We start from the raw sequence: 20,458 nt of genomic DNA on the forward strand, positions 1-20,458 counted from the left end.
GGCTGATCTATGAGGCCATCCGCGCATGCCTTATCGGCCGCCCGGGCGCGATGGTTTGCGCCGCCATGACAATGGCCTTCGCATCAATGCCAAAATGGCGGTAGAGGTCGGCCAGCGTTCCGGTCTGGCCGAAGTGCTCGACGCCCAGTGATCGGGTGCGATGGCCGAGGACGGAACCAAGCCACGCGAGCGTCGCGGGGTGGCCGTCGAGGACCGTGACAAGGCCGCAATGGGATGGAACCTCAGTGAGCAGGCGCTCTATGTGGCTTCGCGCCGTGGCGACGCCATGCTCGCGCGCGCGGCTTGCCGCCGTCCAGCCGGCGTTGAGCCGATCGGCCGAGGTGACGGCGAGGAGGCCAACGTCCCGCCGGTCTTCCGCCATCAGGCCGATGGCGGCGATAGCCTCCGGGGCGAGGGCGCCCGTGTAGGCGACGACGATCTGCGCATTCGGGCCGGGCCTGCGCATCCAATAGGCGCCGTCGATAATGTCGCGCGAGAGGGCGGGGGTGAGAATTCTTTGAGGCTGCTCGAGCGAACGGGTTGAGAGGCGCAGATAGACCGCGCCGCCTCGCTCGTCCCGCAGCCAGCTCGTTTGGTCCGGCTCTCCTTCGCCGGAGCGCTGAATATAGTCGAACGACCAGCGCATGATGGTCGCCAGCTCGTCGACGAAGGCGGGCTCGAAGCTGGCGAGGCCGTCCTGCGCCATGCCGATGAGTGGCGTTGCGATTGACTGATGGGCGCCGCCTTCTGGCGCCAGCGTCACGCCGGAAGGCGTCGCGACGAGGATAAAGCGGGCGTCCTGGTAGCAGGCATAATTCAAGGCGTCGAGCCCGCGCTCGATGAACGGATCGTAGAGCGTGCCGATGGGCAGGACACGCTCGCCAAAGAGCGTGTGCGACAGCCCGAGCGCGGAAAGCATGGAAAACAGGTTCATCTCGGCAATGCCGAGTTCGACGTGTTGTCCGGCGGGAGAGAAGGTCCAATGGAATGTCGAGGGAATACGTTGGGCCTTGAATGTGTCGGCGATCTCCTCGCGAGCAAATAGCCCGCGTCGGTTAACCCAGGCGCCGAGGTTCGTCGAGACCGTGACGTCCGGCGAGGTCGTGACGATGCGCTTCGCCAGCTCCGTATCGGCCTTGGCGATTTCATGCATCAGAACGCCGAAGCCCTGCTGCGTTGACATCGCTGTCTGCGCCGGGGCGGCGATGTCGGGAACGTTGATCGCCGGCGCCTCGAAGCGCCGCCGCCCCCGCTGAACAAAGGGCGCGTTCGCCACGAACGCTTCGATTTCCTCCGGCGACCGGTCGAGCCCCTCGAGGAGATCCCATTCGTGACCCTCGCGGATGTTCATCGCCTGACGTAGCGTTTCGATCTGCGCGGGGGTCATCAAGCCCGCGTGGTTGTCCTTGTGGCCGGCAAGCGGCAGACTGAAGCCTTTGATCGTGTAAGCGATGAAGCAGACCGGACGGTCATGTGTCCGGGCATCCTCAAAGGCCTTGAGCAGCGAGGGCAGATCATGGCCGCCGAGATTGCTCATCAGCCGGAGGAGTTCGTCGTCGCTGCGCCGTTCGATGAGGCGTGAGGCCGCGCCTTGATCGCCAAGATCATCAAGGAGACGCTTTCGCCACGCGCCGGGTCCCTGGAAAGTCAGCGCTGAATACAGCTGGTTCGGACAGCGGTCTATCCAATCACGCAATACTTCGCCGCCGGGCTCTGCGAAGGCCTGCTGTTGTAGCGTCCCGTACTTGAGGATGACGACATCCCAGCCGAAGTTTTGGAACATCGATTCGAAACGCGCCCAAAGCCCCTCGCGCACCACGGCGTCGAGGCTCTGGCGGTTATAATCAACAATCCACCATGTGTTTCTGAGGCCCTGCTTCCAGCCTTCAAGGAGCGCTTCAAAGATGTTGCCTTCGTCCATTTCGGCGTCGCCGATCAGGGCGATCATGCGTCCTTCCGGCAGATCGGTCCCCCAGCCCTTGGCCCTTACATAATCCTGCGCAAGCGACGCAAAGAGCGTTTGGGCGACGCCGAGACCGACAGATCCGGTCGAAAAATCGACGTCATCAATATCTTTGGTGCGGGAAGGATAGGATTGGGCGCCTTTGTAGCCGCGGAAATTCTCAAGTTTCTCTCGAGTCTGATGTCCGAACAGGTATTGGATCGCGTGGAAAATCGGGCTGGCGTGCGGCTTCACGGCGACCCGGTCTTCGGGCTTCAACACCGCAAAATAGAGCGCCGTCATGATCGTCGCCATTGACGCCGAAGAGGCCTGATGGCCGCCGACCTTCAGGCCATCCACATTTGCGCGCAGATGGTTCGCGTTGTGAATCATCCACGTTGCGAGCCACAAGACTTTACATTCAATCTCTGCGAGAACAGGTAGACGGAGATCGGTCATGCGCTAGCTCCTTTGAAGCCCTAGTTTAGGTGGCCAGCGCTGGCGATTGGAGCTAAATTGCGCCGGCAAGCCAATCAGTTTTGGCTGAATCAGCTAATGTGGGCTGGAAAATCGCGAGCATCGGCTCATGCGGGATATTGATGAAATCGATCGGAAGATTATCGCCGCCGTTCAAAACGACGGCCGGATCACGACGCATGAGCTTGCCGCCCGCGTCGGCCTTTCGCCGTCGCCTTGCGCGCGACGCGTTCGGACGCTGGAAGACAGCGGCATCATCAAGGGATATACGGCGATCATCGATCAGTCGAAGGTCGGGTTGCCGATCAGCGCCTTCGCGTCGATAAAGCTCGAACGTCAGCGCGAAGCAGATCTCGATCGTTTCGCGCATGCCGTCGCGCGCTGGCCGGAGGTCGCCGATTGCTACCTGATGACCGGCCAACGTGATTATCTGCTGCGCATCGTAGTACGCGATCTTGAAGCCTACGAGCGTTTCCTCAAAGACAAGCTGACACGTCTCGATGGCGTCGCCTCGATCGAAACGAGTTTCGCGCTCGGTCAGGTCAAGCGGTCCGAAGTGCTTCCGTTGCGCTAAAGTATGACGCCGAAAAGTTGAAGACTTTCTGGGACGGCGTCATGCTGTAAGAGGCCTAAAGAGCAGAATGCGTTTCCGTTTGAACGCATTCTGCTCAAGGCGCGCCGCCTATCCTGCAACATCCGGCGCGCGCCAAAGTCAGGCGATGCGGGCCCGTGGGCGCAACGTATCGACGGTCTCGCGGATTGTCAGATCGTATTTGCGCTCATCTCTTTGGCGATATGATCTGCCTGGCGGATCGCCAGGGCGACGATGGTCAGCGTTGGATTTTCGCAGGCGCCTGTCGTGAACTGAGAGCCGTCCGATACGAACAGGTTCTTGATGTCATGCGTCTGGCCATGCTTGTTCACAACACCATCGCGCGGCTTCTCGGACATGCGGTTTGTGCCGAGATTATGCGTCGACGGATATGGGGTCTGGGGGAACACGCGGGTGGCGCCGACAGCCTCATAAAGCGCCGTTGCGCGCTGATAGGCATGGTTGCGCATGGCGACGTCATTGGCGTGATCATCATAATGCACATTGGCGACCGGAAGGCCGAACTTGTCTTTCGCAACAGGGTCCAGAGTGATCCGATTGGTCTCCTGCGGCATGTCTTCCCCGACGATCCAGAGACCCGCCATGTTCTGGTAGGAATCAAGCGCAGAGGTGAACTCGCGTCCCCAGGCCCCCGGATCAAGAAAGGCCGCCATGAAGGGCAGGCCGACAGAGATTGTTTCGAATTCGTAGCCGCCGGAAAAGCCGCGTTCTGGCTTGTGCGCCGCCTCGTCGCGGACGATGCCCGCCATCGTCGTGCCGCGATACATGTGAACAGGCTCGTCGAATATGGCGAAGACGGCGCCTGTCGTATGACGCATGTAATTGCGGCCGACCTGACCTGACGAATTGGCGAGGCCGTTCGGAAACAGAGACGAGGCGGAATTAAGCAGCAGCCTCGGGCTTTCGATCGAATTGCCGGCGACGCAGACAACCCGCGCCTTCTGCCGTTGCAGCGTTCCGGCGCTGTTTGCATAAACGACGCCGGTGACTTTGCCGGATGCGTCATGTTCGATTCGGACAGCCTGACTGTCGGGCCGCACCTCTAGGTTCCCGGTTTCCTCCCCTTTCGGGATCTCTGTATACAGCGTCGACCATTTAGCGCCGGACTTGCAGCCTTGAAAGCAGAAACCGATCTGTTGGCAGCTGCCGCGTCCGTCACGCGGCTCGGAGTTGATCGCCATGCGGCCGGTGTGCACCTCCTTGTAGCCAAGTTTTTTCGCGCCGGCTTCGAGGACTTTGAAATTATTATTGCCGGGAAGGCCAGGGATCCCGTTGGTGCGGGTGACGCCCATCTTGTTCTCGGCCTTTTCGTAATAGGGCTCGAGCTCTTTCAAGGTGAGCGGCCAATCAAGCAGATGCGCTCCCTCGATCTGCCCGTAATGGCTGCGGGTCTGAAACTCGTAATCCTGAATGCGAAGCGAGGCTCCAGCCCAATGCACCGTGGTGCCTCCAACGGCCTTGACGATCCAGGCGGGCAAATTGGGAAAATCGCGATGGATGCGCCAGGAGCCGGACGTTGTGCGCATGTCCGACCAGGAGAGCTGCGTGAAGGAAGCCCATTCATCGTTGATGAAATCCTCGATCTCGAAGCGTTGTCCAGCTTCGAGAATAACGGTTTTCACGCCTTTCAGCGCCAGCTCCGCGCCGAGCGTTCCGCCGCCTGCGCCGGAGCCGACGATCACGACGACCGAATCGTCGTTGAGATCAAATTTAGCCATGATGCGTCCTCATATTCTTATGGCTAGTCAGAGCCAGGTCAGATCGTTGAAACCGCGGTGCAGATAGCCGCCTTCCGACGCGCTTTCGCCCTCATATCCAAACAACGGCCAGATCTCTTTCTGGTTATAAAGTCCGACGACGAGGCCGGAGCGAATCATGAGAAAGAACGGACCTGCTTCGATTTCCTTGAGGATCGCAACGCGCGGCTCCTCCCAACCGATCTCAGCATAGGTGACGCCGTGCCGCGCCTTGGCGATGCCGTCGATAAGCGTTACGCTATCTTCGATCATGGCCTTGACGGCGGGATTATCCGCTGACTTTTTGTCATAGCCTTTGACCGCGATGGCGTAATATTTGTCGGTCAGCCGGTCATGCGGGTAGATATCGCGAGCGATCTTGACAAGAGTCAGCATGGTTCCCGGCTTCAGGCTGTTGACTTCGAGTCCCCAGGCCTCGCCGGCGTGAATGAGCGCGGAGCCTGAAACGACGATCGCCGCGGAAATCGTCGCCGACCCCGCAAGAAATCGCCGCCGGTCGATTGTCTCTGGCATAGAACTGTTTGTCTCGCCCGCCTTCATGGCGTTCCTCCAATTTTGTATCAATTTGCTTTTATTGTTTGGTATGCAGAGGCGCCTTCTAACGATAGCGGCCATGCTTTTGAAGAACCTCGATCTTGTAGCCATCGGGATCCTGAACGAAGAAAAAGCGCGCCATCAGACTGCCGCCGCGAAAAAACTCCTTGACCGGATTAGGCTTCAGTCCCTTCGCCTCGAACCGGGTGTGCTCCTTGTCGAGATCATTGACGACAAAGGCGACATGCCCATAGGCGTCGCCGAGCGCGTAGGGCTGCTTTCGGTCATGATTGATCGTGAGCTCGATCTCGAAGTCGGCGTCGGGGCTCCGCAAATAGACCAGGGTGAAATCGTCGAACGGAAAGCGATCGGCGACTTCAAGGCCGAATGCCGCGCTGTAGAAGTCGACCGACCGCTTTTCCTCCAATACCCGAATCATCATATGAATGGCTTTGGTCATGCGACGTTCTCATTTTGGAGCTGATAGAGATTTCAAATATTCGATGACGAGCTTCCGTTTCTCCGGATTTGTCTGCCGGTAATTCATGAACGTGCCTGGATGGGCTTCCTGAGAGTTCGTTATCCAGGGATCGAGCGTCGCCTCGCTCCAGACCCAATCGCCGGATTGCAGCGCATTCGAATATTTGAAACCCGCAATGCTGCCAACCTTGCGTCCGTAGACGCCGAAGAGATTGGGTCCCTGGCGCGCGCCGGCGGCTGGATCGCTCGAATGACAGACCCCGCAACTCGTCAGGAATTGTTGTTTGCCCGCGGCGGCGTCCTCGGCGCGGGCGGAAACGGCATAGAGCGTCAACAGACTGGCGCACACAGCAACGGCGCAGCGGCGGGGTCCGAAGACCTTCGACAAATCTCTCATCAATGCTGCCTTCCATGCGCGGCCCGCCGCCACCTTTTCGACTGGCGTGTTGAAGCTATATTTTGCAAGCAGGGATAGGGTAGTAATTGATTACTACCTTTGCGAATTTCGCCCGATTGTGAAAAAGCGCCCTGTAGGTGGCGGGCAACGCATGATTGGGAGATCGGCGCCCGTTGGTCGAGGCGATCGGCCACCCGGCTAGGCCATCAGATTGGCGCGAGGCGGCTATCAGTCGAGAAAGGCGGCTTTGCTCAGGTCGAGGCGAAGATTGGCGAAACTACCTGGCGCCGCATTGATCAGAGCCGGCAGACTTGCCTGACTGCCGATCTCGACCGCATAACGAATGCAGGCGCAGCGCAACAAGGCTGTAAAGTTTCCGATTTCGCCGTGAAATTCCAGAATCTCATCATGCAGCCTGGTCAGAAAACGACCGAGCGTCATGCCTTCCGATGCCGCGATCGTCTCCAGGATCTGCCAAAACAGCGCTTCGAGCCGGATCGACGTCACATGACCGCCGAGCCGGATCGAGCGGGTCTGACACTGATAAGATGTTGCGTCCAATTCGCAGAAGATCTTGCACATTCAATCCTCCTTATCAGCCTACCGTCTTGGTCGAGTGCGACGGCAACGCAAACGTCGCAAGACGGTGGGGGCAACAAGCTTGCGACGCTGGCCCGGTCCACGCGGCCGTCGAATTACTCCGCAACGCGATCGGCGTCCGGCGCTGAACCGCTATCGCGCGGCATATCGAGCCCATAGGCTTTCAGGCGGCGGTAGAGCGTCGTGCGCGCTATTCCAAGGGCCGCTGCGGTCAGGCTGATGTTTCCCTGAAAGCGATGCAACACGTTCTCTATGTGCTGCTTGCCGAGGCTACGCAGATCACTTGCTCGCGGCAATTCTTCGTCCAGTGAACATGAGTCAGCGCGGAGGCGAGGCAGTCTACAAGAAGCGGACAGATCCGAACGTTCTTCCGGCAGACGGTAGTCCACAATCTCTTCAGGGAGCCACCCGCGGCCGATAACCGGCGTGTCGCACAGCAGGAGCGCGCTCTCCACTACATTGCGAAGTTCGCGAATATTGCCGGGCCACGGATAGGTCTTGAAAAGACGGAGCACGTCCGGGGCGAAACAGCGCAGGCCGAGATCATGCTTCTTTGAAAGATGGTTGAGGAAATGTTGCGCCAGCAAGACCGCGTCGCCATCGCGTTTGCGCAAAGGAGGAACCTTGAGCGTCGAAACGTTGAGTCGATACAAAAGATCGCGACGGAATCGCCCTTTTTCGACTTCTTCGCGAAGATCGCGATTGGTCATCGCGATGAGCCGGACCTTGATCGGGCGCGGCGTCGCGTCGCCCACTCTGCAAACCGCGCCTTCCTCCAGAACGCGCAGGAGAAACGGCTGGAGATCCAGCGGCAGTTCGCCGATCTCATCGAGGCAGAGCGTGCCATTATTGGCCCGCTCGAAGCGGCCGATGTTGCCATTCGAGGCAGCGCCCGTGAACGCGCCCTTCACATAGCCGAAAAGTTCTGTTGCGATCAGATCGCGTGAAATGGCGCCGCAGTTGAATGGGATGAACGGTCCATCGGCGCAGGGGCTTGCGTCATGGATTGCCCGCGCGAACAGCTCTTTGCCAACGCCTGTTTCGCCTTCGATGAGAACCGGGGCCTGATAGATGGCGAGCCGGCTTGCGCGGTGAATGGCGTCCAGCATAATGGCGCAATTGGTGACGATTGGCTCAAAGGCTTTGGAGCGTATGACCGCAGGAGCCGGCGGCCGCTGCGCCGCGGCGGCGATGACGACCGCGCCGATCAAGGCGCCATCGTGATGGACCGGCAGAAGATTGCCCGGATTGATGCCATAGCGCGCGGCGGCGGCGAGATCGAAGCTTCTACCGTCCTTGTTCAGCGTTAGAAGCGGTTGATCCGAATGGAAAGATCCGTCCGCAAACTCGCGCGCCTTGGCCCGCATCGCCATCAGGCGGGGGGCATGTTCGTTAGCCAGCACGACCTGACCGCCGCGGTCGACGACAATGACGCCGTCTGACCAGCCCCTGCCGATCCCGGAGCTGTATTCCAACAGCATTCTGCGCTCAACCTCGAGTTGCAGCGACAGCGCGGCTTCAATTCCGCGCGCCACCATGACCGCGAACGCAAGGTTATGCTGCTGGAAGGTGCTCTTCGCGCCGGACATATCGACGAGGCCGAGCAGGGCCCCGTCAAGCGGGTTGCGGACTGGCGCGCCAACGCAGGTCCAATTTTTCGTCAGGGCGCAGAAGTGCTCCGGCCCGTGAATCAAAACCGGAGCGCGCGACGCCAGCGTCGTGCCGATTCCATTTGTTCCCGCGTTGGCCTCGCTCCAATCCGCCCCGACGACGAGGTTGATGTCCTGGCCGGCCTCCAGCGTGCCGGGATCGCCGACCGCGTCGAGCACGACTCCGTCAACATCGGTGAGAAGCAGCATGGATCCGCTGCCGATCAGCAGTTGTTGCGCTTCCGACAACACTTTTGCCGCGGCCTGTAGGAGCAGACGATTGCGCTGCAGCCTCTGCTCGAACTCGCGTTGCTCGATAATTGTCTTGGAGCCGGGAAGCTTGTGATCGATGCCTATCGCTGCGCATCGCTCCCAGGATTGCGCCACGACGTTACGCACCTTGAGCTGACGCGATGTGCCAGCCAGATAATCTTCCCAGGCTTTCATGATGGTGCGTTCTTCGCCGGGACCAAATCCCGTCGATTGCTCGGGCGTCCCCGCCCATTCATTCAACTGGTCGAGATGCATCGCCTCGAATGTCCCCCGGAGCCAATTCCCATCCCTTATCAGGCAATTTATTGCCGTTCGCTCTCTCTGCGGAGAGCGTTAAAAGAGCAACTTATTCCTTCCCCTCTCTCGAGACAATCGCTAATTCAAACCACCAGCTCGCTATTCACACGCTTAAGCTCGACATTGCAAGACTGCCAAAAAAGCGAACCGAAGAAAGCGCTTCAAACCGGAAGCGCTCCCTTTCGCGGCGTTCAATTCTCAGGCGCGGCCGAGCAGTTCTCCACCACCGCCGCGCGCTGGACCGGTGGTCGGATCGACGTAGTCGCCGCGATCAACGATCAGCGTATTGGTTCCCAAAATGAGTTTGGCGGAGGACACCGCATTACGGACGGAGGCGATTGTCACGCGGACCGGATCGATGACGCCAGCTTCGAACATGTCGGCCAATTGCCCGGTCCTCGCGTCGAAACCGACGCCGCCGGGCGCCTTCGCCACCGCGGCGATGGTGGCCTCGGGATCGCGTCCCGCGTTTTCGGCGATTTGAGCGAGGGGCCGCTGCATCGCGGAACGGAAAAGAGCGACGCCTATGGCGGCGCCTTCATTGGCCGCGCCATTGCCTTTTGGCCTTATCGTGGCGGCCAGTTCGAGCAGCGTCGTTCCGCCTCCTGCGACCACTCCATCGAGGAGCGCCGCCCGCCCTGAGCACAAAGCGTCGTCAAGAAGCTGCAGACGTCGCCGGCGCTCCGCTGGCGTCACGCCCCCGGCGAGGATCCGCACGGTTCCGGAGGTCATTTTGGACATGCGTTCATCGAGCTTGTCGCGTTCGATGTTTTGCGGCGCCAGGTCGATCTGCTGACGGATCTGCGCGCGCCGGGCCTCGACCGCTTCGGGCGAGCCGCGTCCTCGCAAAATCATTGTCTCGAATTGCGACACGACAACGCATTCGGCGCGCCCCAGATTTTCGAGGCTCGTACGCTCCAGAGCATAGCCGAGATCGCCGAAGATGACTTCGCCTCCGGTCAGGACGCCGATATCCTCCATCATCTGCCTGCGCCAATGACCAAAGTCCGGCGGGTTGACGACGACGAAACGCCCACGTCCTCTGGAGCGGCTCGCCAGCAGGCCGATAAGGGCCTTTGGATCGACCTCTTCGGCGATAATGAGCAGGCTCGCGTCCTTCGCCTCGATCGCTTCGACGAGATGCTGGATCTGCTCAAACCGAAGAATCTTCTGATCGGTCAAGAGAATATAGGCGTCGTCAAGCACCGCCCGCATCGTCGGAACGTCAGTGATCATGTGATGCGAGACATAGCCGCGATCGAATGAAAATCCTTCGATGACTTCGATCACATCCTCGACCGCGGAGCCTTGATCGAGCGTGATAATGCCGTCCGGCCCGACCGCTTCCAGCGCCTTGGCCACGATATCGCCGAGCGCTTTATCGGTCCCTGCAATTGTCGCGACGGATCGCAGCTGGTGCGGTCCGGCGAGAGGCCGCGCGCGTGTTGCGAGCGCCTCGACCATTGCCTCTTCGGCGTCGTCCAATCCCTCGATAAGATCCGCCGCGGCGGCGCCGCCTTGAGACAGAATCGCGACGCCCTGCTGAATAAGAGCGTTTGCCAGCACGGTCGCCGTGGTCGTCCCGTCGCCGGCTACGTCAGCGGTCTGCTTGGAGACTTCCCGGACGATCTGCGCGCCAAGGTTTTCGAAGCGGCATTCGAGCTCGATTTCCTCCGCAATGCTGACGCCGTCGCGCGAGACGATGGGCGTGCCCTGCGGTCGCGCAATGATGGCGTTCAGGCCGCGCGGCCCGAGAGTTCCGCCGACCGCGGTCGCAAGCTTTTCGACCCCTCGCGCCAGCGCCGCGCGCGCTTCCGATCCGTGCAACATCAGCTTTGCCATTATATCCTCCCAAAACCATTTCAACTGAGATCGTTTCGATCTTCTTGCTTGTTGCTTTCCACGCCGGATAAGCCGCCGGCGTCGCGTTAGGGGTTGGCGGCCAAGTTTGTGAGACGCAAACAACGGCCGCCGGAAGCGACCGTTGCCCTTATCCAGTCTTTAGCCAGCGCCGCGCTTATTCATACGCCATGGCGTCGTCCATGTTGCCGAAAAGCACGACCGTGTCATCATCAATCATAACCATGCGGCCATAGTGGGTTGAAGTCGAGATTTCGAATAGGTGGGGGGTCATCTCGCGACCCAGGGCCTCGGTCAGCTCCTTCATGTCGAAAGTGATTTTGCCTTCGCCGTCAATGCGGATCATCGCCGGCATATAGGTGACCTTGATGCCCGGCTTTGCCTCCATCACTTCGGCGATGGCCCGCGCTTCGACACTGTCGTTCATGGTGACGCCGCATTGATGCGAGATTGTTTCATCGAATGTGATCTGATCCATTGGCTTGAATATATTTGCGGTGTGATCTGTGCTCACGGTGGGGTCCCTTCAATTCGCGTAAACAGGCATGTTGGCGCGGCTGCGCGCCGCGCCGTTGTCAATTCAAGAAAACTCACCGTGGGAGTTTTTCGACGCCAATGGCGTTTGTGATGGAATCTATCCGCGCAAGCTGCGCTTCTAGAACATCATCGAACCGCGCCCGCTTGTTGACGGGCAGCGACCAGATCGGCTGCAATTGCCGCGCCGCGGCGAGCGCCTGTCCGCCATGCTGGTGAAGCCATTTCTCGAAAAGCTTGCGGTTTTCGGCCCCATATTTCACATCGGAGGCCAACATCGTCAGCAGTTCGACCGTGTTGGCGAGGTTGCGCTCATAGTCGGCCTCGCCTGACGAAATCACCGACGGCGTCATGAAATCGTTTTGGGCGGCGGCGACCTGCATGATGAATCCGCTGCGGAAGAGTTCTCCAAGGAGCGGCTCGACGCAGACATTGGTGGCAAAATATTGCTCAATATAATCGTTCGTTCCCATCACCCCTTCAATGGTGGCGCGGGTCTCTTGCCAGAGCTCGTCTTCGAGCCAATGCTTTTTGCCGGCGGCAAGATCGAGGTCGGGCAGGTCAAGGTTGAGATCGCCGAGATAAAGGGTGATGTCCTGAGCGAAGCGGATCTTGTATGAACAGTTCGTCAGCAGCGCATTATTGACCATCTGCGTGTAGCCCAAACGCTGGGCGTGCATCAGCGAAATGCCAAGCCCGTATTCGAGGTGCTTATAGGCGCCGAGATGATCTTGCAGAATTTTGACCCATTGCTTGTCGAAGCGTTGCGGCGCGCCTGAGCGCCTGCCGTTCTGAACAACGTTGAGCACCATGCCGATGATGGTCGACTGGCGCTGATAATGGGTGCGCTCCCACTCCTGATCGGGCGCGCGGAACACATGCCAGTCCGAACTTTTGACTTTCGTCCAATCCTTGCTGTAGGTCGGATCGCCGTTGGCGAAGGCGATGATCCAGTTCTGGGCGAGGTAGCGCTCGGGATCAGGCTGGACGTCGACTGTGACGTCCTCGTAATGCGTCGCTTTACGGCCCTTCGGCTGAAAGTAGTTGTAATGGCGGCTGTCCGATCCGGGAAAGGTTTTCGCACCCGCGGCGCCGGAAATGGACTCTTCGACATCGACTTTAATGTTCATAGCGCTGTTTCCTCCTCAACTTTTTCGTTGTTGGTTGCAGGGGTAAATTTGTCGAAATAAATGCGCTCCGGTTCGACCCCCGCCATTTGTAGAACTGGAAGCACTGCGTCGATCAATGGAGGCGGCCCGCAGGCGTAGGCGTCCGCGCCGTCCCCAATCGATTCGGCCCTGAGCCCACGCTGCACCACTTCGTGGATGAAGCCTCGCTCGCCCTCCCATTGCTTGTCATCCGCCGCGGCGGACAGAGCCGGGATGAAACGGAAGTCGGGCAGTTCTGCTTCGAGCGATTGAAAGCGGTCGAGCCAAAACAGGTCCGCCTGCGTGCGTGCGCCATAGTAGAGCCGGATCTGCCGTTGCGGCGCCTCCGCTATTTGGTCTTCGAGGATTGCCAGAAGCGGGGCGAGCCCGGATCCGCCGCCGATCAGAACCAGGGGCGCATCGTCGCGGTGCTCGCGACGGAAGCATGTGCCGTAAGGGCCGCTGACTGCGACTTTGGCGCCTTTCGCCAGATCGCCGTCAAGACGTGACGAAAAACGGCCGCCCGAATATTTTTTGATGATGAATTCGAGCCGGGATGGGTCGCTCGGCGGATTGCCCATCGAATACGACCGCGTCGTTGAGCGATCGGGCAGGGTAATGTCTGCATATTGGCCGGCGAAGAAAGTCATCGGCCTGTCGAGGGAAAGAACAAGTCGACGAATATCTTGCGTCAGCGCTTCAACAGTCTCGACCTTGCCGCTGAACTCGCTGACGGCCACCGAGTGCGACAGGAGTTCCTCATCGAACATAAGAAGTTCGATTTCGAGGTCGCTGAAGGGAATTGTGCGGCACAGTAGAACGTGATTGGAGTCGCGTTCTGATTCGGGCAGCGCGAATGTCGAGTATTTCAGCATTTCGGCGTCGCCATCCAGCAACACGGCCTTGCACGCTGAGCACTGACCTTCTTTGCAACCATGGATCAGCGCTACGCCTTGCCGGAAGCCGGCGTTCAAGACGGTCTCGCCTTCGTATACCCCGAATTCAGTGCCGGTCGGCTGCAGCCGCACCGTGTGCAGCGGCTTGCTCGTATCGGGCTTGCTTACCAAAATAGCCTCCTTCCAACCGTTTGGCGTCTCGCCAGCTGGATCTATCCATCATCTGCTTTTTTTGCCTGCGGACCGGCGCAGGACAGCGGCGTGACGCTGCTGTGCCTGCGCCGGTTCAGGAGGTCTGAAATCAGAGACGCTTGATAGTGAAGCCCTTTCGATATTCGGCGATGTGCTTCTCGCGTTCGGCGGGCGAGAGCGCGCGCAACGCCGTGATCGGCGCTTTGATCGTGTAGCCCCGCACGTGATCGAGCGTCCACATGTCCTTCTCCTCGAGAGACAAATGGGGCTGAGCGATCAGCGTCTTGCCGTCGGGACGCACGAAGCCCATGTCCTTGATTGCGTCGGCGACGTCCCAGCCGTCATAGAGCTCCTCCCATTGACGCTTGCCGCTGAAGCGGCCCATCGCCGGCGTGGGACGGCCCTGGTATTCGGCGGCGAAGGCCTCCTTGTGTGTCCAGCGGTCGACTTCGTGGCCATAGGTGTAGAGTTGTCCGTCGACGACGTCGGTCGTGAACTGATCGCGAATGACGGCGGGGACGAGGTTTGACCAGCAGCGGTGCGGATAGACGTAGCCGGTGTCGGCGAAGGTGATCGGCACGCTGCCGGGCTTTGAGAGCTTGCGGTAGTTCTCCCACCACGCCCCATATTCATTGTACCAGCCCGGATATTTATATTCGAACCATTCGAAATCGCGCTCGTCCGGTCCTTCGAGGCGCCAGAAATTCGCCCACCACCCGGCGGAGAAGAACTGCGCCACCTTATGCACATAGCCCTGCTTGACGATGCGATCCCAGGCGGCGTGAACGTCGTCGTGATGGATCTTGATGCCGTATTTTTCGAGCGGAAGCATATAGGTACGGTAGTAATCCTCGTAGATCCAACGGTGCCAGAGCTCGGCGTAGGACTCTTTCTTCTTGTCCCGATGCTTGGTGCCATATTCGACGATGGTGCCGACGGCGGCGTCGACGATTCCGTGATTTTGCCAGAAGGCGTAACGAATATCGCGCTCGAGAAGCAGGTGATTGTCGGGGTTGTTGATGACCGACATCAGGAAGGAATGGCCGTTGCCGATGTGGCGCGATTCGTCCGATTGCACCGAAAGAAAGACCGTCGGCAAAGCATAGTCGCCGTTGCGCGCGGCTTCCGACGGCATGGCGACGAAGAGCGTATTGGTGAACGCGCTTTCGGCGACGACCTGGAGATAGATATTCGCGGCGGTGACGGCGTCGCCGGTCAGGAAGGCTTCGCCGAACTGACGCCCGATCGTCGTCGCATAGCACTTGCCGAAGGCGGCTTCGGTAATGTCAAAGCCCGCCGGATCGATGTAATTTTCCATATACCACTTCTTCAGGTTCATCTGAATGGTGGAATGGCGGAATTCATCTACCATCTGCATCGTGAAGCCGGTGCGCAGATCATCTCCTGGCGCAAGACGGCCGAGCATCGCCATGGAGCGGGCCGCGGAAATCTCGGGGAACGGAATGATCGCCAGAAACAGTTTCATCCATTCGACCCAGCGCTGCTCGACATTGCTGAACATGTCGCCGCGCAGGGCGGCGTCGAGAGCGCCGTAAACCCGATTGTCCTTTTCTTCCTGCATCGGGAAATAGGAGCGAAGGACCTGCTTCATCGGGTCCTTGGGATGTTTCGAAATCTTATAGTCCGTCGGAAATGTCATCGCCTCCTGAACATAGGAAGGCGTCCAGCCGAGATCGGAGATCCTGCGCGTCGCCTCGGCGATCGGCATGCCTTTCTGTTGCGTAATACTGCTTAACGACAGTGACATATTCTAAGTCCTCCCTTTATGCACGATTGGAGCGGCCTGTCGCATGGCTGCTCTCGGACGTTTCTCCGTAGGCCGGTTCAAGCTCCGTTCGGCTCGAAGCGCAGCGCTGGATGTTTTTGTTTGTCACAGCGCCGCCCACGATATGACCGCAACACTCGTGCCAAAAGAGATACGTGTTATAAATCAATTATGTAGAGACAAAGTGGCGCGCGGCGGCTGTGCGCTTCAGTGTCCGAGTGTTGCGAGGTGAAACATTGTCGCGACAGTCATCAGCCGCGGGGCCATCGGGATCTCGCTCTTGGACGTTCGTTGTGCGTCGCCGCATCGAAGGCGAGGGCGCGCAAAAAAAACGCCGGATGGCGGACCATCCGGCGTCGAGGGGGGAGGAAGATTAAAACCCGGACGGTTTCTCTTGCGTCAAGCTTGCGACGCGTCAAAACGAAAACAGCGTGCCGACAGCGAGAGCGTTTGAACTGAATGTTCCACCGGATTGGTTTCTTGCAATGCCACGAAACAAATTTGCTTCCAGCATGACCCACGAAGTCAATTGATAGCGCGCGAAGGCGACATAGGATTCATACGATCGAAGCATATAGGCGTCGTAGTTCTGGGTGGCGTCGTAGCTATTGGCCTGAAGGTAACTGATGCCGTAATTCGCGCCCAGCGTCAGTTTGTCGAAGAAGGTGTAGCTGCCCTGGGTCAACCAGCCGTAGGAGTCGCGCTTCTGACCGTTTGGACTGATGCCGTCGAAGAACAGCACGCTGGTTCCAAGGCCGTTGCCGTAGTAGCCGTAGCCGAGGAAGCTCGCGTCGCCGACGTCAAGCTTCAGGCCGCCATCGATTGCGGAGGCTCGGATGGCCTGCCCAACCGGCAATGCATCGCCGACGCCAAATCCTTCGGAGCGCTGCTGCTCGGTTATGCCGGCGGTCCAGGCCGTCAACTTGACCGCTGGCGCGATCTCGCCCGTATATCTCAGCCGCGCCTGAAACATGGGCTGGTCATGCGCCGTGAGATTGCCTGAGTCCGTCCCGGTAAACACAGCCAGCTGATCATAGGGCGTGAAGATGCCGACCGAGGCGGTGAGGCCATAAAATGTTGGCGTCGTGTAGCTGATCTGCGGAATCCAATCGGCATAGACATAGCCGCTGCCGATATGACCGGAGGTGAAGCCCGGCTGCGAATTTCTGAACGGCAGGCCGACGCCGAGAAGCATCGCATCATAGAGGATCACGTCGCCGCCGAAAAAGCCGAGATCGCGGCCGATCTTGAAGGTGCCGACGTCTGGCGCGCCAATCGTTCCGAAAATCTGACGCATGTCGATGGACGGCGTTCCGAGCGCCGTTGCATAGCCGAAACTATTCGCGTTGAAAGGCGACGCCCCGACGTTGATATTCGTGCCGACGCTGTAGGCGCCGAATGTCGCCCCGATATCATATCCCATCTGATTTGTCGCGAGGCTGACGACGAGCGAGCTGCCAAGCATGCCGCCGCGAATGGAATTGCTGTTGTTGTAGATGCTGGTTCCGATGTTGACGAGGCCGCCAACCACGCCGCCAGCCGTTGCTGTGCCGGTGGTCTGCCCCTTGAATTGTTCGACCGAAAAATAATCTATGCCGCCCGATATCTTGACGTCGACGTCGCCGACGCGCACGCCAACGCCCTTATCGAGGGCGGTGATGTAGCGATCTGCCGATATCGGAGCCCCTTTGCTGACGACGGCTTGACGGCTTGGTTCTGCGGATTTGCGCTTGGCCTCAACTGCGCGGCGCTGCTTCAGCTTTTGATAGTCGCCTTTGGACAAAATACCCTTGGCCTTGAGCTGCTCGATCAGGTCGTCGGTTGTGTCGGCCCGCGCGGCGTTCGCCATTACCCCAGCGCCGACAAGGCAGCAAAACAGAGTGCGGGCCATACGGCGCCGACTCCGAAACATACGCGGCGATTGACGCATAAAATCCCCTCCCGAATTTGCGGCGCATTGATCAGCCCGTCATTTATCGGCGCCAACTTGCAGCAAAGGTCGGGCCAGAAGGGAAATTTGATCCAAATCAATGTGTTGACGAAATTGTTGATATTAACATGAAATGTTATGCTGTAGCGGCGTAGCGATTTGAAACACGCGCGCAACAGTGTCGCGGCGGATGACTGCATCCAAAAACGCGGGGAAAAAGGGACGCGAAGGGCTTTTCTTATGACTTTGTCCTGCCGCCGTCAGTGGCCAAGGCAGAGCTGGAGCCGCGGTTTGACTTGGCAGCGGGCGCGGATCATCGGCCGGCCAGAAGCGTCGAAGGGCTCGTAGAGCAGAAGCCGGTCTCTTCAGCTCGCCTCGTCTTTTCGATGCGTGAGGGCCGCGCCGAGCGCTCCCAACGAAACCTTACCTGACGAGGACGCCAATCGCCGTGGCGTTGGCGATGTCGATGAAGAAGGCCGACACCAGAGGCAAAATAATGAAGGCCGTTGGAGCCGCGCCATGGGCTTTCGTGATGGCGGTCATATTGGCGATCGCCGTTGGCGTCGCGCCGAGGCTGATGCCGCTGAAGCCGGCCGCGATGACCGCAGCTTCATAGTCGCCGCCCATCGCCGGAAACACTACGAACACGATATAGACGATGGCGGCGATGGTCTGCAGCGTCAGAACCGCGGCGAGGGCGGGGCCAAGGCCGCCAAGCGTCCAGAGCTGCATGCTCATCAAGGACATCGCGAGAAAGACGTTGAGCGCGAGATCGGAGACGAGCGCGAGCGAACGCGTGCGCGCCGGCCACTGCAATCGCGGCAGCAGTCGCGGCGTGATGTTGGTGATTGCGATGGCGGTCAACAGGCATGCGACGAACAGGGGCAGCTTCAATCCGAGCCCGACGAGCGCTTCATGGACGATAAAGCCGATGAGTATCGCCACATTGAGGATCAGCACGGTCCACAACAGGCTGATATGGTTCAAATCGTCTTTGGCTTCCTCGTCGGGAAGTCCGAACATGGGCGCGGCGTCCTCGAGGCCGTGGAGCTTATGGCGCGAAATCAGAAAGCGCGCGACAGGGCCGCCGATGAGGCTTGCGATCACAAGGCCGAGCGTGGCGGCGGCGGCGCCGATCTCCATGGCGTTGGCCAGTCCAAATCGCTGGGCGATCAGCGGCGCCCACGCGATGGCGGTCCCATGCCCTCCGATGAGCGACGCCGAGCCGAGCAGAACAGTAATTCCCGCGGGCAGGCCGAGCGCCGTGGCGCTTCCGGCGGCGATGAGGTTCTGGATCACGAGGAATACGAGCGTCAGCCCCAACAGGATGAGCAGGGGGCGACCGCCCACGAGGAGATCCCCCAGCTTGGCGTTGAGACCGATGCCAGTGAAGAAATAAAGGAGAAGCATGTCGCGGGCGTCGAGATCGAAAATGATTTCGAGTCCGAACGCCTCATGTGCGACGAGCGTCGCGAGGGCCGCGAGCAAGCCGCCGGTTACGGCGTCCGGAATGCTCCAGCGCCGAAGCGGGGCGATCAGGCGGTTCAGCCCGGCGCCAACAAAGAAGACGATGATCGAAATTGTGAAGGTGAGAAAGCCGGGGGCTTCGAGCGTCGTCATCGAAAGTCCGTGAGCGCGACGAGGTCGTCTGGACGAGATTAAACGCCAGAAGACGCCCGCGATGGGGCCAAGCAGCGAGAGCGAAGCTTAGTTTCTGGAACTTTGCAACCCTCGAAAGGCAAAGTTGCCGGGGTCGCGCCGGCCGCCTTGGCAGTCTGATTAGCAGCTTGAAAGGCAAAGCTTATCGAGTCTATATGTGGAGCTTCAGGAGTCGAAGGAGATCGACGGTGGTCGAACAACCCCGAACCTCGCCAGACGCATCCGACCATAATTCGCCAAATCTTATTTCACATTTAACCTATTCCACGAAAGATCTTCCTGAACAGGAACAATTCGGTGGATGGCGCGAGTTTATTTCCTCAACAGTAGATCTTTCCCTTCTCGAACCGCGCGATCAGGGATTTGAAGCTGAGCAGCAGGTCTGGGACCTTGGTCGTTTCGCGCTTACGCGGGCGACCATGCCGCGCGGCGTTTCACGCACATGGCGCCATCTCGATAAGGACCCGCTCGATCACTGGTGCCTCGTGGTGGTGGTGCAAAACTCCGGCGCCGGCCATGCCGGCCGCGAGGAGCCGCGGCTGATTGGATTTCGCTCGCTGGGGCGTCCTTTTGAAGGCGCGGCGGCGGATTCCGACGTACTCTCTCTGTTCGTCCCCCGCGATGTCTTCCGAGGCATGACGGACATGATTGACGCGGCGGACAATGTCATTCCGGATGCGGGCCTTGGCGCGGTTCTGGCTGACTTCGTGGTCTCGCTCCAGCGTCGACTCCCCGGCATGACGCGGGCGGAATTGCCGCAGATCGATGAAGCGACCCGCTCCATCATCATGGCTTGCCTCGCGCCGACGCTCGATCACAGGGCGGCCGCGCAGAATGCGATCGCCACGACCTTGCTGGAGCGGGCGCGCCAGATCATCGAAGCCAATCTCGGCTCGCCCGATCTCGGGGCGGACCTTTTATGCCGTTCGCTTGGCGTTTCCCGCTCGCGGCTCTATCGCCTTTTCGAGCCTTCGGGCGGCGTCGCGCACGCGGTCCAGCGCCAGCGTCTGCAGAAAGCGCATGAACGGCTCTCCGATCGCCGCAATGATCGCCCGATCGTGCAGATTGCGGAGGGGCTTGGTTTTAGCGACGCCTCCGGATTCAGCCGATCCTTCAAAAAAGAATTCGGTTATAGCCCCAGCGCGGCGCGCGCCGCCGGCGTGATTGGTCTGCCCGCGCCGCAGGCGGGAAGGCGTGCGTGGCCCGCAGCGACGGGCAAACTTGGCGATGTTCTGCGGGGTCTTCATGTCTGACGGCCCATGCGGCTCACTCCCATTGCGGTCAATGTTTGCGCTAGGATTTGGGATTTTAGGCCTAGCAATGGGATTTGATGCTCATCCCACGCCGGGCCCGGAAAGCTATAACCGGCGCGTTGCAGCGCCGCGCGCCGGCTGCTCCTGATGATTTGAGATATTCCAGTTAGAGGACGGCACT

Annotated in this window: 16 protein-coding genes; 2 read left to right on the forward strand and 14 right to left on the reverse strand. The window is 59.6% G+C overall.

What is annotated here, in order from left to right; translation table 11 throughout:
- Nucleotides 1-7 precede the first annotated feature (7 nt).
- Nucleotides 8-2,401, reverse strand: coding sequence for a transketolase (locus SIN04_RS01780; RefSeq protein ID WP_134492891.1), 2,394 nt, complete (start codon nucleotides 2,399-2,401; stop codon nucleotides 8-10).
- A gap of 127 nt (nucleotides 2,402-2,528) precedes the next feature.
- On the opposite strand from SIN04_RS01780, the gene SIN04_RS01785 reads away from it, so the two are divergent.
- The gene (locus SIN04_RS01785) at nucleotides 2,529-2,993 is read left to right on the forward strand and encodes an Lrp/AsnC family transcriptional regulator (protein ID WP_134492894.1); all 465 of its coding nucleotides are present in this window, start codon (nucleotides 2,529-2,531) and stop codon (nucleotides 2,991-2,993) included.
- 188 nt (nucleotides 2,994-3,181) lie between these two features.
- Here SIN04_RS01785 and SIN04_RS01790 read toward each other — a convergent pair whose 3' ends face one another.
- From SIN04_RS01790 to gltS, 13 genes are all read right to left on the reverse strand, one after another.
- A complete protein-coding gene (locus SIN04_RS01790) occupies nucleotides 3,182-4,750 on the reverse strand; it encodes a GMC family oxidoreductase (RefSeq protein WP_134492896.1) in 1,569 nt (522 codons plus the stop codon).
- 27 nt (nucleotides 4,751-4,777) lie between these two features.
- Nucleotides 4,778-5,302, reverse strand: a complete 525-nt coding sequence (locus SIN04_RS01795; protein WP_166796057.1) for a gluconate 2-dehydrogenase subunit 3 family protein — start codon at nucleotides 5,300-5,302, stop codon at nucleotides 4,778-4,780.
- A gap of 85 nt (nucleotides 5,303-5,387) precedes the next feature.
- Nucleotides 5,388-5,783 carry a VOC family protein gene (locus SIN04_RS01800; RefSeq protein WP_134492900.1) on the reverse strand — a complete coding sequence of 132 codons (396 nt, stop codon included), beginning with the start codon at nucleotides 5,781-5,783 and terminating at the stop codon, nucleotides 5,388-5,390.
- Nucleotides 5,784-5,792: 9 nt separating this feature from the next.
- A complete protein-coding gene (locus SIN04_RS01805) occupies nucleotides 5,793-6,200 on the reverse strand; it encodes a c-type cytochrome (protein ID WP_134492902.1) in 408 nt (135 codons plus the stop codon).
- 228 nt (nucleotides 6,201-6,428) lie between these two features.
- Nucleotides 6,429-6,782 carry a ribbon-helix-helix domain-containing protein gene (locus tag SIN04_RS01810; RefSeq protein WP_134492904.1) on the reverse strand — a complete coding sequence of 118 codons (354 nt, stop codon included), beginning with the start codon at nucleotides 6,780-6,782 and terminating at the stop codon, nucleotides 6,429-6,431.
- Between the two features lie 113 nt (nucleotides 6,783-6,895).
- Nucleotides 6,896-8,977 carry a sigma-54-dependent Fis family transcriptional regulator gene (locus SIN04_RS01815; RefSeq protein ID WP_134492906.1) on the reverse strand — a complete coding sequence of 694 codons (2,082 nt, stop codon included), beginning with the start codon at nucleotides 8,975-8,977 and terminating at the stop codon, nucleotides 6,896-6,898.
- Nucleotides 8,978-9,217: 240 nt separating this feature from the next.
- Complete coding sequence (locus SIN04_RS01820) at nucleotides 9,218-10,861, reverse strand: molecular chaperone GroEL (protein ID WP_322847385.1); 1,644 nt, start codon at nucleotides 10,859-10,861, stop codon at nucleotides 9,218-9,220.
- A 175-nt stretch (nucleotides 10,862-11,036) separates the two neighbouring features.
- Nucleotides 11,037-11,357, reverse strand: coding sequence for an MmoB/DmpM family protein (locus SIN04_RS01825; protein WP_134493197.1), 321 nt, complete (start codon nucleotides 11,355-11,357; stop codon nucleotides 11,037-11,039).
- Nucleotides 11,358-11,469: 112 nt separating this feature from the next.
- A complete protein-coding gene (locus SIN04_RS01830) occupies nucleotides 11,470-12,543 on the reverse strand; it encodes a toluene hydroxylase (RefSeq protein WP_134492908.1) in 1,074 nt (357 codons plus the stop codon).
- The gene (locus tag SIN04_RS01835) at nucleotides 12,540-13,628 is read right to left on the reverse strand and encodes an FAD-binding oxidoreductase (RefSeq protein WP_134492910.1); all 1,089 of its coding nucleotides are present in this window, start codon (nucleotides 13,626-13,628) and stop codon (nucleotides 12,540-12,542) included. The genes SIN04_RS01830 and SIN04_RS01835 overlap by 4 nt, the downstream gene beginning before the upstream one ends.
- A gap of 130 nt (nucleotides 13,629-13,758) precedes the next feature.
- The gene (locus SIN04_RS01840; protein WP_134492912.1) at nucleotides 13,759-15,417 is read right to left on the reverse strand and encodes a methane monooxygenase; all 1,659 of its coding nucleotides are present in this window, start codon (nucleotides 15,415-15,417) and stop codon (nucleotides 13,759-13,761) included.
- A 433-nt stretch (nucleotides 15,418-15,850) separates the two neighbouring features.
- A complete protein-coding gene (locus tag SIN04_RS01845; RefSeq protein ID WP_244606030.1) occupies nucleotides 15,851-17,326 on the reverse strand; it encodes a porin in 1,476 nt (491 codons plus the stop codon).
- 462 nt (nucleotides 17,327-17,788) lie between these two features.
- Nucleotides 17,789-18,985 (reverse strand): sodium/glutamate symporter, encoded by a 1,197-nt coding sequence (gltS, locus tag SIN04_RS01850; RefSeq protein WP_322847387.1) that lies wholly within the window; start codon nucleotides 18,983-18,985, stop codon nucleotides 17,789-17,791.
- 227 nt (nucleotides 18,986-19,212) lie between these two features.
- On the opposite strand from gltS, the gene SIN04_RS01855 reads away from it, so the two are divergent.
- Nucleotides 19,213-20,277 (forward strand): helix-turn-helix domain-containing protein, encoded by a 1,065-nt coding sequence (locus tag SIN04_RS01855; protein WP_166796058.1) that lies wholly within the window; start codon nucleotides 19,213-19,215, stop codon nucleotides 20,275-20,277.
- Nucleotides 20,278-20,458 lie beyond the last annotated feature (181 nt).

It is taken from the genome of Methylocella tundrae, from assembly GCF_038024855.1.
GTDB lineage: Bacteria > Pseudomonadota > Alphaproteobacteria > Rhizobiales > Beijerinckiaceae > Methylocapsa > Methylocapsa tundrae.